The 14342-nt window shown below is 41.3% G+C and carries 13 protein-coding genes; 8 read left to right on the top strand and 5 right to left on the bottom strand.

Annotation, left to right across the window (positions count from 1 at the left end; translation table 11 throughout):
• Nucleotides 1-14: 14 nt before the first annotated feature.
• The 6 genes from V7161_RS25905 to V7161_RS25880 all read left to right on the top strand — a co-directional run bounded on the left by V7161_RS25905 (nt 15) and on the right by V7161_RS25880 (nt 7685).
• A complete protein-coding gene (locus tag V7161_RS25905) occupies nt 15-224 on the top strand; it encodes a hypothetical protein (protein ID WP_335715690.1) in 210 nt (69 codons plus the stop codon).
• Nucleotides 221-1648, top strand: a complete 1428-nt coding sequence (locus tag V7161_RS25900; protein ID WP_335715689.1) for a purine-cytosine permease family protein — start codon at nt 221-223, stop codon at nt 1646-1648. Before V7161_RS25905 ends, V7161_RS25900 begins: the two co-directional genes overlap by 4 nt.
• A 55-nt stretch (nt 1649-1703) precedes the next feature.
• The gene (locus V7161_RS25895) at nt 1704-3164 is read left to right on the top strand and encodes an aldehyde dehydrogenase family protein (protein ID WP_335715688.1); all 1461 of its coding nucleotides are present in this window, start codon (nt 1704-1706) and stop codon (nt 3162-3164) included.
• Between the two features lie 107 nt (nt 3165-3271).
• Entirely contained in the window at nt 3272-5017 is a 1746-nt protein-coding gene (locus tag V7161_RS25890; protein ID WP_335715687.1) for a sigma-54 interaction domain-containing protein, read from the top strand.
• Between the two features lie 239 nt (nt 5018-5256).
• Nucleotides 5257-6444: a CaiB/BaiF CoA transferase family protein gene (locus V7161_RS25885; RefSeq protein ID WP_335715702.1), complete on the top strand. Its 1188-nt coding sequence runs from the start codon at nt 5257-5259 to the stop codon at nt 6442-6444.
• Nucleotides 6445-6473: 29 nt separating this feature from the next.
• Entirely contained in the window at nt 6474-7685 is a 1212-nt protein-coding gene (locus V7161_RS25880) for an acyl-CoA dehydrogenase family protein (RefSeq protein ID WP_335715686.1), read from the top strand.
• Between the two features lie 58 nt (nt 7686-7743).
• Here V7161_RS25880 and V7161_RS25875 read toward each other — a convergent pair whose 3' ends face one another.
• The 4 genes from V7161_RS25875 to V7161_RS25860 all read right to left on the bottom strand — a co-directional run bounded on the left by V7161_RS25875 (nt 7744) and on the right by V7161_RS25860 (nt 10668).
• Nucleotides 7744-8712: an NAD(P)-dependent alcohol dehydrogenase gene (locus V7161_RS25875; protein WP_335715685.1), complete on the bottom strand. Its 969-nt coding sequence runs from the start codon at nt 8710-8712 to the stop codon at nt 7744-7746.
• Nucleotides 8713-8893: 181 nt separating this feature from the next.
• A complete protein-coding gene (locus V7161_RS25870; RefSeq protein WP_335715684.1) occupies nt 8894-9478 on the bottom strand; it encodes a Crp/Fnr family transcriptional regulator in 585 nt (194 codons plus the stop codon).
• Between the two features lie 131 nt (nt 9479-9609).
• Nucleotides 9610-9915, bottom strand: coding sequence for a DUF3870 domain-containing protein (locus tag V7161_RS25865; protein WP_335715683.1), 306 nt, complete (start codon nt 9913-9915; stop codon nt 9610-9612).
• Between the two features lie 45 nt (nt 9916-9960).
• Complete coding sequence (locus V7161_RS25860) at nt 9961-10668, bottom strand: DNA alkylation repair protein (RefSeq protein ID WP_335715682.1); 708 nt, start codon at nt 10666-10668, stop codon at nt 9961-9963.
• A gap of 353 nt (nt 10669-11021) precedes the next feature.
• Here V7161_RS25860 and V7161_RS25855 point away from each other — a divergent pair, with 353 nt between their 5' ends.
• Both V7161_RS25855 and V7161_RS25850 read left to right on the top strand, forming a co-directional pair.
• Nucleotides 11022-12362 (top strand): flavin-containing monooxygenase, encoded by a 1341-nt coding sequence (locus V7161_RS25855; RefSeq protein ID WP_335715681.1) that lies wholly within the window; start codon nt 11022-11024, stop codon nt 12360-12362.
• A 331-nt stretch (nt 12363-12693) separates the two neighbouring features.
• Entirely contained in the window at nt 12694-13629 is a 936-nt protein-coding gene (locus V7161_RS25850; RefSeq protein ID WP_420491670.1) for an alpha/beta hydrolase, read from the top strand.
• Between the two features lie 63 nt (nt 13630-13692).
• Here the strand turns inward: V7161_RS25850 and V7161_RS25845 are convergent, their stop codons facing one another.
• Complete coding sequence (locus V7161_RS25845; protein ID WP_335715679.1) at nt 13693-14301, bottom strand: TetR/AcrR family transcriptional regulator; 609 nt, start codon at nt 14299-14301, stop codon at nt 13693-13695.
• Nucleotides 14302-14342: the final 41 nt, after the last annotated feature.

The raw sequence follows: 14342 nt of genomic DNA, 5'->3' as shown, positions 1-14342 counted from the left end.
AAGGGGGAAAGAATATGACGGATCACACAAATGTTGAAATTCCTTCTGCTTCCGTGCATTTACCTATTAACCCAGAAGGATCACAGAGATTGGAAGATATTTTAGCAGAAATGTCTGACGAGAAGAATCTTGGTGATGATTTCAGCAAGAGGGATTACTTTTACCTTGTCCTTGTTGGACTCATTATTCCTTTCATCCTAATGATTTGGGGGTGGTTCTTATGAAAATAAAAAATGTTGAGCTATCCATTTCACAAGAAGTAGCCCAAAGCAGCTGGCCCTTACCAAAAAATCAACGAACATGGTCTTCATGGGGACTCATGGGAGTTGCCCTTAGTGCAGGGGTTGCAGCGTGGAGTTATTCGATCGGCGGTTATGTAGCCTACTACTTAAATGCAACCATGGGTACGATTGCCATGATTGCAGGATGTTTAGTTGGAATGTTTTTTGTCGCACTTGCTACTGTTCCGGTTAGTATAAAATATGGTATAGAAAACATCGCTGCCAGCAAATCTATTTTTGGTGAAAAGGGTTCAATCTTTGCCATTTTTCTTCAATATGCCTCGATTGTCGGTTGGAATTGTTTGTTAATAATATTATTTGGGAAAGCCGTAAGTGAAGTTTTAATTGCTACCGGTATACTCCAATCATCCTCACAGCATCTTGTAACAGCCGTTAGTTCTCTTGTTGCATTAGCTATCAGCTGGATCTCGTTACGAGGCGGTTCAGCTTCTGTAAAAAATTCTTCTCTTATTATTAGCATCCTAGTTGCTTTAACAGGCATTTTAATTATGTATAAATTAATCAGTACTGTTGGCATAAGCAAGATTTTCACTGCAAAACCGCAGGCATCCTCAGGGGACCGCCTTTTGGATTACACAACAGGATTTGAAATTTTAGTAGCCAGTGTCCTTTCATGGTGGCCGTATATGGGCGGAATTGTCCGGATGGTTCCTAGTTCTGGAAAAGCTTTATGGCCGACGATGCTTGGAATGGGCTTACCTACTGGTGTTATTAGTTTAATTGGGCTCTTTTCCGCGCTTGCAACTGGAAACTATGATCCTACTAAATGGTTCGTAGAGGTAGGCGGAATCGGCTTTGGAATCATTGCCCTCTTGTTTTTAGCTCTGGCCAATATCGGCACAGCCATTGTTGGAGCCTATACGACTGGAATTGGTCTAAGGCAAATTAAATGGATTGAAAGGAAAACAACCTGGAATCAAACCACTCTGATTGTCTTGCTGCCGGTTGCACTTATTAGCGCCTTTATTCCTGATCAATTTTTAAATTCGATTCCATCTTTTCTTGCCTTTCTTGGTGTTGCTTTTGCACCAGTTATCGGTGTTCAAATTACCGACTATTTCCTTCTAAGAAAGCAGAGAATTTCGCTTGATCAGCTTTATAATCATGATAAACAGTCCGACTACCATTTCTGGGGCGGCGTAAATGTGGTTGCGTTTATTTCCTGCATTGTTGGATTTTTTGCCTATATTTATTTACTTGATCCTATCAGCTATGAATCGGCATCAATCTTTAAATATATTAGCGCTTCGATCCCTGCCACGATCTTATCGGGAATTTGTTATTACCTTCTTACCAAAATCTTTGTGATTCCGATGAAGAAGGGTGGATATGTCAATTGGGAATAAATTTGCAGTTAATTTATTGAAAATTCTGTCTAAAAAAGATGAGGAGGTAATTTATATGAAACAAACCGCTTCAAAAACGTTATACGCCAAGACGTTTATTAATGGCAAATGGCTTGTTGGTGAAGGTGATCTCGTCACCCTAACGAGTCCCGTTGACGGAAATGTCCTTGGTTCCTACCAAAATAGTTCATTGGAACAAGTAGAGTTAGCAATTAAGAGTGCAAAAGAAGCCCAAAAAAAGTGGGCAGAGGTTCCATTATTGGATAAATTGGATTTACTGCAAAAAGCCCATGAAATCGGAATGAAATACGGGGAAGAAATGGCGCGAACGATTACATTGGAAATGGGGAAAACGATTACCGAGGCACGGGAAGAAGTGTATGAACTCGGGATTTCCAATATTGAACATACGATTGGGGAAGTCCAGCGTTTTAGGGGATGGACCTTACCAAGTACGTTTGAAAGAACCAATAACAAGAGAATCTATGTTACCCATGCCCCAATCGGGGTGATTAGTGCCATTACACCTTGGAATTTTCCGATATCGCTGGCAGCTGAGATTATCCCTTACGCTTTGGCGGTTGGCAATACCATCGTCTTCAAACCATCAGAAACAACCCCGTTTAGTGGGGAATGGTTTGTGAGGCTTTTTGATGAAGCCGGTTTTCCGCCAGGAGTAATCAACTTGGTCCATGGGAAAGGGGATGTCGGCAATAAATTGGTCACTCATCAAGATGTCCGAGGTGTCTGTTTCACAGGAAGTGCGGCGGTTGGAGAAAAAATTGCTCAAGCCGCAGGGTTAAGAAGAACGTTGTTGGAGCTTGGCGGAAATGGTCCGCAAATTGTCATGGAGGATGCAAATCTGGAAGAGGCGGTAGAAGCTGCGGTTAATGGTTGTTTTTATAATGCCGGCCAAGTATGTACGGCAGCGGAACGTATTCTCGTTCATGAAAGTGTCCATGATGAGTTTGTCCAGTTATTAATCGAAAGAACGAAAAAAGTCCGTTTAGGCAATCCTTTAGAAGATGACACGCAAATGGGGCCTTTATCCAGTCAAAACATTGTGAATAAGATGAATGAGCATATTGAAGATGCCGTAAACAAGGGGGCCCATGTGGTTTATGGGGGAGGTCATGACGGTCTCTACTACAAACCTACCATTCTGATCAATTGCAATCAATCCATGCTTCTAGGAAAAGATGAAACGTTTGGCCCGATTGCTCCCATCATTAAATTCCGAACAAGGGATGAAGCCGTTGAGATTGCCAACGATACTCAGTATGGCCTAACCTCTTCAGTCTTTACATCGAACCTGGAAGATGCCTGGTATATGGCCGACCATCTTGAGCATGGCACGGTTCATATCAATGAATCTACCAACTACTGGGATTTCCTTGCCCCATTTGGCGGAATGAAAAATAGTGGCAATGGAAGGAATTTGGGTCAGTGGGTTTTCCAACACTTGACTGAGATTAAACAAATTACCTTTGACCCGTCCAAAACGAAGAAAAGGTAAGAATATATAGAAATACCAGTTGCTTCCATTTTGTTTGTGGAGGTAACTGGTTTTTTCCATTATTATTAAACTACATATCTCAAATAATAGAAGAGGGGGGCAGGGATATGAATCTTGAATATCAAACGACGAATACCATATTGAGTCAGATGACATTAGGGGAAGTGAGAGATTCAGTTGAGCACCTATCTTTTCCTTTAATAATTGTTAATTACGACCATGAAATCCAGGGGATCGTAAAGGAGGGGCATTTTTGGAGAGGGGCTGCTCTAGATGGCTGGTGTGAAAAAGTAGACAAATTTATCGACACTGATTTTCGCGTTTATGATTCATGGAACCAAATGCTTTCTGAAAATGGGCAGTGGTGTACCTATTCGATTTTAAAAGAGAATCATCAGGTTCAACTATATTCAAAGGAATTTTTACTAAAATATATATATGAGGAATTAAAAAAGGATTTTGATAAAGCTGAAGAGGTTCTTGAAGTGGCGAAACAGGAAAATAAGGATTTTCTTCAAATCATAAACGCTTCCTATGACGAAATTTTCGTCACAAATGGCGAGGGTGATGTTTTATTCGTGAGTGAAGCCAGCAAAAAAGTAACCGGTTATCCACCTGAAATTTTTATTGGGAAAAATATGGTTGATTTGGTTGAAGAAGGGTTTATTTCTAATTCTGTTACCTTGAAAGTATTAAAATCTCACAGGACTGAAACGGTTGAGCAGGATTATGAAAATGGGAGGAAAGTAATCGTAACCGGAAAGCCTATTTTTTCTCAAGATGGGAAGCTTCATCGTGTGATGATCAATACACGGGATATTACAGAGTTAATCGAATTACAAAATAAGCTCGACGTGGCGCAAGCGATTATGAAAAAAAAGAATGTTTCTTTTACAAAGGAAGGGAATTTACTAACGAGATCAAGACAGATGAACAAAATTCTTGAATTAATAGAGAGGGTGGCACCTCTTGATTCGTCCATCTTAATAGAAGGAGAATCCGGGGTTGGGAAAGGGGTCCTCGCCAAACTCATTCATGATTTAAGCCCTAGAAAAACTAAAGAGTTTGTTCAAGTCAATTGTGGTTCCATTCCCATTTCTTTAATTGAATCTGAACTGTTTGGGTATGAAGGTGGAGCGTATACCGGAGCAAAAAAAGGCGGCAAAAAAGGATTGGTTGAATTAGCGGATGGCGGAACTTTATTTCTAGATGAAATTGGGGAGCTTCCCTTGGATGTCCAGGTAAAATTACTGAATCTAGTTCAAGATAAAGTCTTTAAACGGTTAGGCGGGAATATAAGTAAAAGAGTGGATATCCGCATCGTTGCCGCTACGAACCGCCACTTAAAGAGTATGGTAAAGTCGGGGAAATTCCGTGAAGATTTATATTATCGTTTACATGTTGTTCCTGTAAATATTCCTCCTTTAAGGGAAAGAAAAGAAGATATTGAACTCTTGGTGCAGCGTTTTCTTTTTAAATACAATAAGGATTATCATTTAGATATCTCTTTTGACGAATCTGTTATTGATGCTTTAACGGAATATGACTGGCCGGGGAATATAAGAGAATTAGAGAATTTAGTCGAACAGCTGGTGGTAACCTCCCAAAACCAACTGATCCATCCAGAAGATTTACCTTCCTATTTACAACCTAAGAAGAAGGAAGAGTCTGTAACAACAAAGGGAATTATTCCTCTTAAGCAGGCAGTGGAAGAAGTTGAAAGGCAAATACTAAGACATGCCTTAAAAAAGTACCATTCTTCGAGAAAAATCGCGCATGCTCTAGAAGTCAATCAAACGACGATTATAAGGAAGTTAAAAAAGTATAATATGAATGTTCAATTAGAGGAATAAAAAAATCTTGAACTATTCAGAATATTCCTGTATGATAAGAATAAGCTTCATCCTATCCGCTAAAAACAGCTGAGGGCAGTGAAGTATAACCTTTTAAAATCTGAATATTTGACTGATCAGTTTCCACTCCCAACCGTAGCAGGTTGGTTACAATGGATCGTAAAGCCAGTCCATACCACAATCGTGTGTATTTGGGCTGGCTTTTTTATGTTTTTAATAGAGAACAAGGAGGTGGCAGTATGGGCGGAGCGTTAAAAGGAGTTAGAGTATTGGATTTAACAAGGGTGCTGGCTGGACCTTATTGCACGATGATTTTGGCAGACCTTGGTGCAGATGTTATTAAAGTAGAAGGCCCGGGCGGCAGCGATGAAACGCGGAGCTGGGGGCCACCATTTCAAAATGGTGTAAGTGCCTATTATCTCTGTGCCAATCGAAATAAACGAAGCCTCACGGTCAATTTGAAAACGGAAGAGGGAAGAGAAATTATTCGGACATTGGCAAAGGATGCTGATGTTCTCATCCACAATTTTAAAACCGGTTCTATGGAAAACTGGCTGCTAGACTATGATTCTTTGAAAAATATGAATCCGCGGTTAGTGTATTGCTCCATTACGGGATTTGGGGAAACAGGGCCTTTCCGTCATTTACCCGGATATGACTATATCATCCAGGGCATGAGCGGACTTATGAGTATAACCGGTAGTGAAGAGAGCGGGCCTATCAAAATTGGCGTCGCAATGGTTGATATTTTGACAGGTTTATATTCTGCCATTTCTATAGAAGCGGCGCTATTTGAAAGGGAAAAGTCCGGTCAAGGTCAAAAAATAGACATGGCACTTATGGATACGGCCGTCAGCTCACTGGCGAATGTCGCCAGTAATTATCTGATTTCAGGCACAGTGCCGCGAAGATTGGGAAATGATCACCCAAACATCGTCCCTTATTCCATATTTAAAGCACTAGATGGTGAAATGATTATCGCAGTCGGAAATAACCGCCAGTTTACTAGCTTATGTGAAGTGGTGGGAAATAAAGAGCTAGCCGAGGATGAAAAATTCCGTACCAATGAAGCCAGAGTGAAAAATAGGGCTGAACTTACGAGAATATTAGAAAATCTGCTTCACGCTAAAACAGTAAATGAGTGGCTGGAGCTATTCTCGGAAAACAACATCCCGTGTGGTCCCATTCATTCTATGGATCAAGTGTTCGAACATCCACAGATACTCGCCCGGGAAATGGTCGTTGGTGTGGATCACCCGGAAGCAGGGACCGTAAACCTTGTCGGATCACCTATCAAACTATCTAGGACGAAGGTGAAAATCGAACGACACCCTCCTGTTGCGGGGGAACATAACAGTGAGATCCTTCAACAAGCCGGTTTTTCCGAAGAAGAAATATCCCGATTAAAAGAGAACAAAATCATTTAAAACTTAAAAAATCCAGGAGGTAATATGTCATGAATTTTGAATTCACAGAAGAACAAGAGATGTTAAGAAAAATGGTAAGAAGTTTTGTAGATAAGGAAATTATCCCAAATATGAAGGAATGGGATGAACAAGGGAAATTTGATCCTGTCATCTGGAAACGTCTAAGAGATTTAGACCTGATGGGGGTTTGTATCCCTGAACAATATGGCGGCAGTGGTATGGATTATAATTCACTTGCCATTGTTTGTGAAGAGCTTGAAAGAGGCGACACCGCTTTTCGTACCGCGGTTTCCGTTCATATCGGTTTAAATAGCTTAACCCTATTGCAATGGGGAACAGAGGAACAAAAACAAAAATATCTCGTGCCCCAAGCTCAAGGTGAAAAAATCGGGGCCTTTGGTTTAACAGAGCCGGGAGCTGGTTCAGACGTGGCATCCCTCGCGACCACAGCCATAAGAGACGGGAATGATTACATTCTAAATGGGTCCAAAACATGGATCTCTCTATGTGACATTGCGGATCATTTCATCGTATTTGCATATACGGATAAAGAGAAAAAACATCACGGCATTTCCGCCTTTATCGTAGAACGTACCATGCCAGGCTTTTCATCCAAAGCCATAAAAGGGAAACTGGGAATCCGTTCTGGCAATACAGGTGAATTGTTCTTTGATCAGGTAAGGATTCCAAAAGAAAATTTACTAGGGCAGGAGGGAGAAGGCTTTAAAATTGCCATGGCTGCATTAGATAATGGCCGTTTCACGGTTGCCGCAGGAGCCGTTGGCCAGATTATGGCTTGCATAGAGGAAAGTGTAAACTACTGTCATGAACGAAAAACCTTCGGGAAAGAAATTGGAAAACACCAGCTTGTTCAGCAAATGATTGCCAACATGGAGGCAGGATTTCAAATGAGCCGTCTACTAGTTTATCGGGCGGGCGAGCTTAAAAACAAAGGGAAGCGGAATACCAGGGAAACTTCCCTTGCCAAATGGCAGGCATGCGATTTTGCGAATAAAGCGGCTGACGATGCCGTTCAAATTCATGGGGCATACGGATTTTCAAGTGAATATCCTGTTGAACGTTTCCTTAGAAACTCAAAAGCCCCTGTTATTTATGAAGGAACGAGGGAAATTCATACAATTATGCAGGCAGAATATGTTCTTGGCTACCGTGAAGACAAGGTATTAAACAACGTGCTGCCAGCCTGGCCATTTGAAAAAGAAACTGTCAATAACGGTTAAGGAAATAACATCTAAAAAAGCAATGCATTTGTATATGCATTGCTTTTTTATTGATAAATTAAACAGTAATTACCACTTTCCCTTGAGCATGGCCTTCCTGAAAATATTTGAATGCTTCCGTTATTTCACTTAACTTATACCTTTTATCAATAATTGGTTTTACTTTTCCAGACTCAAGTAATTCTTTTAGATAATTTAGGTCTTTTTGGTTTGCTCTCTGTAACAGATTACATATTTTCTTGCTTCCAGTCATTGAAATAATAGGTCCAAGAAATAATGTTTGAAACAATTGGGATTCCGAACCTCCCACGTGAACAAAATTCCCATTTGGTTTTAGTACTCGTTTATAGGCTGATATAACATTAGAACCGTTCACACCAAGAATCAAATCGTAATACTCCTCACTTTGGGTGAAATCTTCTTTGGTATAATCAAGGATATGGTCGGCTCCTATCGAACGCAATATCTCTACATTTCTTGGACTACAAACCCCAGTTACTTCAGCCTCAAATGATTTGGCAATTTGAACCGCGAAAGTGCCGACACCACCAGATGCCCCATAAATTAATACCTTCTGACCCGATTTAATCTTCCCTTTATCACGTAGTCCCTGTAAGGCAGTCACACCTGCCATAGGTGTCGCAGCAGCTTCCTCGAAGGAGATGTTGGCTGGCTTTAAGGCTAAAGCAAATTCGGGGACTGATACATATTCAGCAAAACCACCCCAGCCGCAAACAGAGAGATCGCCAAAAACTTCATCACCTACTTGAAATTGCTTAATATCTTTACCAACAGCTTCAACTGTACCAGCAATGTCACCTCCTGGTATGGAGTATTTTGGTCTCGTTAATCCGAAGGCAAAGCGGGCCAAGAAAGGTTTGCCTTTCAATAAAACCAAGTTACCAAAGTTCAAGGATGCTGCATGAACCTTTACCAATACTTGATTCTCAGCAGGTATAGGTTTTTTTATCTCTTTTAATTCAAGTAAATCGGGTGAACCATATTTATCACATACTATAGCTTTCAAAAAATTCCCTCCTTGTTTTAATTTTATTTAATGGTAACAAGGGGATTAAAACCGTTCATTGACTTAAGTTAATTTCTAGAGAGTCCTTTGAGTTTTTTATGGTGGTTATTTGAAGATTGGTGAGTTAAGCTTCGATGTTTGGTTCCAGCTTAGGGGAGGGGACTATTGAGAAATGCTGATGTCATTTATTTGTTTTCATTCGCTTTTTTATTCTACTTAATGACTCAGGAGTAATCCCAAGATAACTAGCCAATTGATGCTGTGGCACACGGTCAACTAACTGAGGACGGATCCTTAAAATGGACTTATAGCGTTCTTCCGGAGAAGAATAGATAAATTCTCCAAATTGTTCTTGTATTTCTCCAAGGTTAATCTCCATCATTTTGCGTATCATCGATTCAAGTTGTGGATATTTGTTATACATCGTTTTTTCAGAATCAACGTCGCCAACCACTAATAGGCAGTCTTCGATACACATTAATGAAAACTTTGATAAATCATCTTGTTTCTTTTCGTTAATAATTGGGATAGCTTGTTCTTCTGTAAAAAAATTTGTTGTTACCTCTTTACCTGATTCATCTATAAAAAACTGCCTAACACATCCCATTAATACGAAATAACATTTAATTGCAGATTTTTCCCCTTGTCTAAGAAGGTATTTTCCTTTTTTAATTTCATCAATTCGTATACTTTCAGAGATTGCCCGCTGTTCTTCTTCGCTGAATGAAGTAAAATCAGACATGTATTTTAAGAGAATTTCCTTCATATTACCTTCCCTTCTAATTGAGTTAAGTTAAATGTTCCTTAATCATTTTAACATTTTTATCCATACATTTGCTTGTAAAAATGAAAAATGCAGTCGATTTCATTTGTGAAATCCACTGCGTTTTTCATTAGTTAAGTAAGAGATTCATATTGCTTATATAAGTCTTTTAATGCAGCAATCAGAGCATTATTTGCTTTTCCTAAATAGCCCGTTTTTAACTGATCAAGAGGGGATTCTATTCCATTGCGTAAGCTATGGCCTTTTAGGAGCCTGGAGACATAATCCCTGCCATGTTCGGTAGCCAGTGTACAGGAAGCATCCACAATGACTCCATAATGTTTATCAATTTCGGCAGTAATGGTTAATGTTTCGTAAACATTCTTCGCAGCCATACCCGTGGGCAGCTTCGCATGACCGGCAATAAATATTGTATTCATTTCATCCTACTCCTAAATCCTACTTTTATTTTTTTGATGTCTTGGCTAACACCTTACATATTTACGTTTGAAACCCAATTTTCCTCTATCTATTTCTTTTTGAATATTTTCAGAAGCAAGTAGGATACTGCTCTTTTTCTTGTCCCGCTTGATTTCGACTGGGCCAACAGCCTTAGCGGTATCAACTGCCTTATCATGGAGAGGTACATAGGAAATCGCGACGGTGTAGATAAAATTATTCATTGCAGATTTTGTACGATCCGGAGAATCGTGAATCGTCTTTTCAACCTGATCGAGCATTTCGGCAAGTTTGCTTGGGCTAAATTCACTGTCTTTGCGATTACCCAAAAGCCAGCAGTAGCAGCTCCAGCCTGCCGACATTTTCAATTCTTCACCGCTTGCAATCCATCTATCGGCCACTACCTGGGCAATATCGGCTTCTGCCAACGTTACGGCAACGACATAATCGGACAGCATATAAAAATACGCCGCATCAATCCATCGGTCAAAATCCGCCTCCGTCATTGACTTCGGGTCCGCAATGACGCCGGCAAAATACATGGCATCATAATTTCCGGTGGCATAAAGCTCTTCGGCCAAAGGCTGATTTTTCTTGATTTTCTTTGCGATCGGCTTCATTGCGCCTGTAGCTACGCCAAAAAGCGGCTCATGTGCACCATTGCCTATGTACATTTTTTTCAGTCGTTCCTTACCGAGTGCTTCTAGTTCCTGCATAACCGATTCGAAATCCATTGTTTTGCACTTCCTTCCTTTATAATCCTATCTTCATAATTTCTTGAAAGTAATTCCGTATTCCTTCCAGTTTATCCAAAAGTTGATACATAAAAGTATTTAGAACATATATTCGTAATATACCATTTATTGCACGTAGATGGAAGAACAAAGAGAGGGGGGCAGGTCAATAGACATACGGGGAATATTTAAAATGAAACAAGCATAGAGATATTTGGTAGTCTACTTTTTTGAAAGTTTTGGAAAAAACAAAAAGGTCAAAAGGAGTTTTGAGCATTTAGGCAGAATATAATTGGTAGCGCTTACAATAATTAACTCCATTGTCCATTTTATTTTAAGGGAGTGATTTGAGAATGGCATTAAATCAACAAAACGTTCAAGAGTTGGATGCTGTTGTAGTTGGGGCTGGTTTTTCTGGATTGTATATGCTGCATAAATTACGGGAGGCCGGTTATGCGGTTCGCGTTTATGAAGCAGGGGAAGATGTTGGGGGCACCTGGTATTGGAACCGCTACCCTGGTGCGCGTTGTGACGTCGAGAGTATCTACTATAATTATACTTTTTCAGAAGAGATTTTGAACGAATGGACATGGTCGTCCAGATACGCTGAGCAGCCGGAAATATTATGCTACATAAATTTTGTGGCAGATAAACTGGATCTAAGGCGGGACATTCAATTCCAAACACGGATTACCGCTGCCCGATACAATGACCAAAACCGTAACTGGGAGATTCGCATGGAAGATGGCACCCGAGTCATCGCTGAGTACTTTATCACCGCGTTAGGCTGCCTTTCTTCATCCAACATTCCAAAGTTTAAGGGAATAGGTTCCTTCAAAGGCGAAATGTATCATACGGGTAGATGGCCGCATGAAAAAGTCGACTTTAATGGGAAGCGTGTAGGAGTGATTGGAACCGGCTCAAGCGGAATTCAAGCGATCCCAGCGATTGCCAAAGAAGCTGGCCACCTCACCGTCTTTCAGCGGACCCCACAGTACAGCTGTCCTGCGCAAAATCATTCGCTTGACTCAGAAGCAATCGAACAAACACGCGAAAACTATGGAGAACTGAAAAAGCTCATGCGTTACTCGATGCATGGTGTACCGTCCGGACCACGGATGCGATCCGCTCTGGAGGATTCTCTTGAAGAACGGGAGCGTTTATATGAAAAGGCTTGGCAGGAGGGGGGATTATTCTCTCTTACCTATAACTACAATGACATCGGAATACTGCCTGAAGCGAATGAAACCGCCGCATCCTTTATCCGCTCCAAGATCAAGCAAATTGTTAAAGACCCCGAAGTTGCTCAAAAGCTAATGCCAACCTACTACTACGCTACCAAACGACCAATCATTGATACCGAATATTTTGAAACCTATAACCGAGATAATGTCTCACTTGTTGATATAAAAGCCGCGCCTATTGAGGAAATTACCCCAAATGGAATCAAGACGGCAGATGGGGAGTACGAACTCGATGTACTTGTGTTTGCAACCGGCTTCGATGCCATGACAGGTCCATTGTTTAACATTGATATTCGCGGGAAGAATGATCTTTCGCTAAAAAGAGAAGTGGGCAGACGGTGCCGAGTTGAAGACGTACCTGGGACTCGCAACCTCCGGATTCCCCAACATGTTTATGCTGACTGGTCCGCAGAGCCCATCGGTACTAAGCAACATGATGGTATCTATTGAGCAGCATGTGGATTGGGTTGCAGATTGTATTGATTATCTTCGTGAACACCAATTGGAAGCCTTTGAGGCAACAGAAGAGGCGGAAGAATTTTGGAGCCAGCAATGCCGGGCCATTGCCGACATGTCGCTGTTAACCAAAACGGATTCATGGTATATGGGTGCCAATATTGAAGGCAAGCCGCGAGGATTCCTTGCCTTTGCCGGCGGGGTCGGATTGTATCGTATCATTTGTGATGATGTAGCGGCTAGGGGCTATGAAGGGTTTACTTCCGTTTTGTCTTCCGAAGGTACGGATGAAAGCTTTGTGAAGGAAGGATTTTTCAGGTCGAATATTGATCCGCAAGCATGGTTTATTTTAAAACAATTGGAATCAGTAGGGGCGCCGCCATTGGATCTACTGACTCCTGAGCAAGCGAGGCTGGGTGCTGATTTCCGCCTTTTAGCAGGAGCTCCGGAAGAGGTAGCGAAGGTTGAAAACAGGACGATTCCAGTGCCAGGAGGGGAAATTCCTGTCCGAATCTATACGCCTGCTGGTGAAGGGCCATTCCCAGCATTGGTTTACTATCATGGCGGTGGCTGGGTGATCGGCAATTTGGACACCGTTGATGTACCTTGCCGTATGTTAGCCAACAGGGCTGGCTGTGTTGTGGTATCTGTTGATTACCGCTTGGCTCCGGAGCACAAATTCCCGACTGCTGTTGAAGATTCGTATGCCGCAGTTAAGTGGGTAGCGGAACATGCTGCATCCATTCAGGTGGATCCTGAGCGAATTGCCGTTGGAGGTGACAGTGCAGGTGGTAACCTTTCAGCAGTCGTGGCCTTGATGGCTCGTGATCAGGGAGGACCTTCAATTAACTATCAAATGCTGATTTATCCGGTGACCCAACACTCTTATGACACAAAGTCGTATCAGGAGAATGCTGATGGTTACTTTTTAACTAAGAATACAATGGTGTGGTTCTGGAATCATTATCTTCGTGATGAGCAGGATGGTAAAAATCCATATGCTTCGCCATTATTGGCTGAAGACTTAAGCGGACTTCCGCCAGCGCTCGTGATCACGGCCGGTTTTGATCCGTTGCGGGATGAAGGAGAGGCCTATGCCGAACGTCTAAAAGCAGCGGGAGTACCCGTTGAAGCGACGCGTTATGACGGCATGATCCACGGATTCTTCTGGATGCCAGGCGTGTTGGTGCAGGGGAATGCGGCCATCAATCAGGCAGCAAATGCTCTTAAGCATGCTTTTCATGTTGTAAAAACTAGTTGATAGATTTTCAGTTAAATAAAATCATTTAACCCCTTGCATTAGCAAGGGGTTTTTTCACGCTTCTCAGTTATCTACTTTTGTTAACATCCCACTTAAGATCGTCCGAATGAACTTTTGACTTTCTTCTACAAGATCGAATTCCTCGCCGAATAATGCCCAATCGTATAGGGTGCCTCTCATACAGCGTGTGATCAGCATCGTAATTTCCTGGGAAGATAAATATTTCTTAAACTCCCCATTTTCTTGACCTTCGTTAACAAATGAGTGAACAATTTTAAAAAGAGTCCGATCGGTATTAGAAAGGAATTTAGGCTGATTGGGAATTAAAGCACTCATATAAACGGTACGTATTAAATCGATTCCTAGGCAGTCTTTTAAATAAATCATTTGGGATTTTGTTAAAAGAAGAATTTTTTCATAGGAACCCATTTCCTCTGGGAGTGTTTCTGTGAAATTTTCATAAAACTCGTCGATTTCTTTGAATTTTTCAAGGAAGATTTCATATTTCGAATTAAAGTGTACATAGAATGCACCTTTGGAGGTGTTACTAACCTGTACAATTTCATCCACTGTGACATGATCGAATCCTTTTTTGCTAAAGAGATCCAAAGCTGCCGCCACGATCCGCTGCTTAGTTTGCAGCGCTTTTTGTTGTCTTAGAGAAGGTGACATTCGAACTCTCCTTTTTTACTTCACAATGTAAGGGCTTACAT

Origin of the sequence: Neobacillus drentensis (assembly GCF_036965425.1) — a bacterium.
Classification (GTDB): Bacteria; Bacillota; Bacilli; order Bacillales; family Cytobacillaceae; genus Neobacillus; species Neobacillus drentensis_F.
Note: the sequence above shows the minus strand (reverse complement) of the source record. Positions and strands in the feature narration are given on the sequence as shown.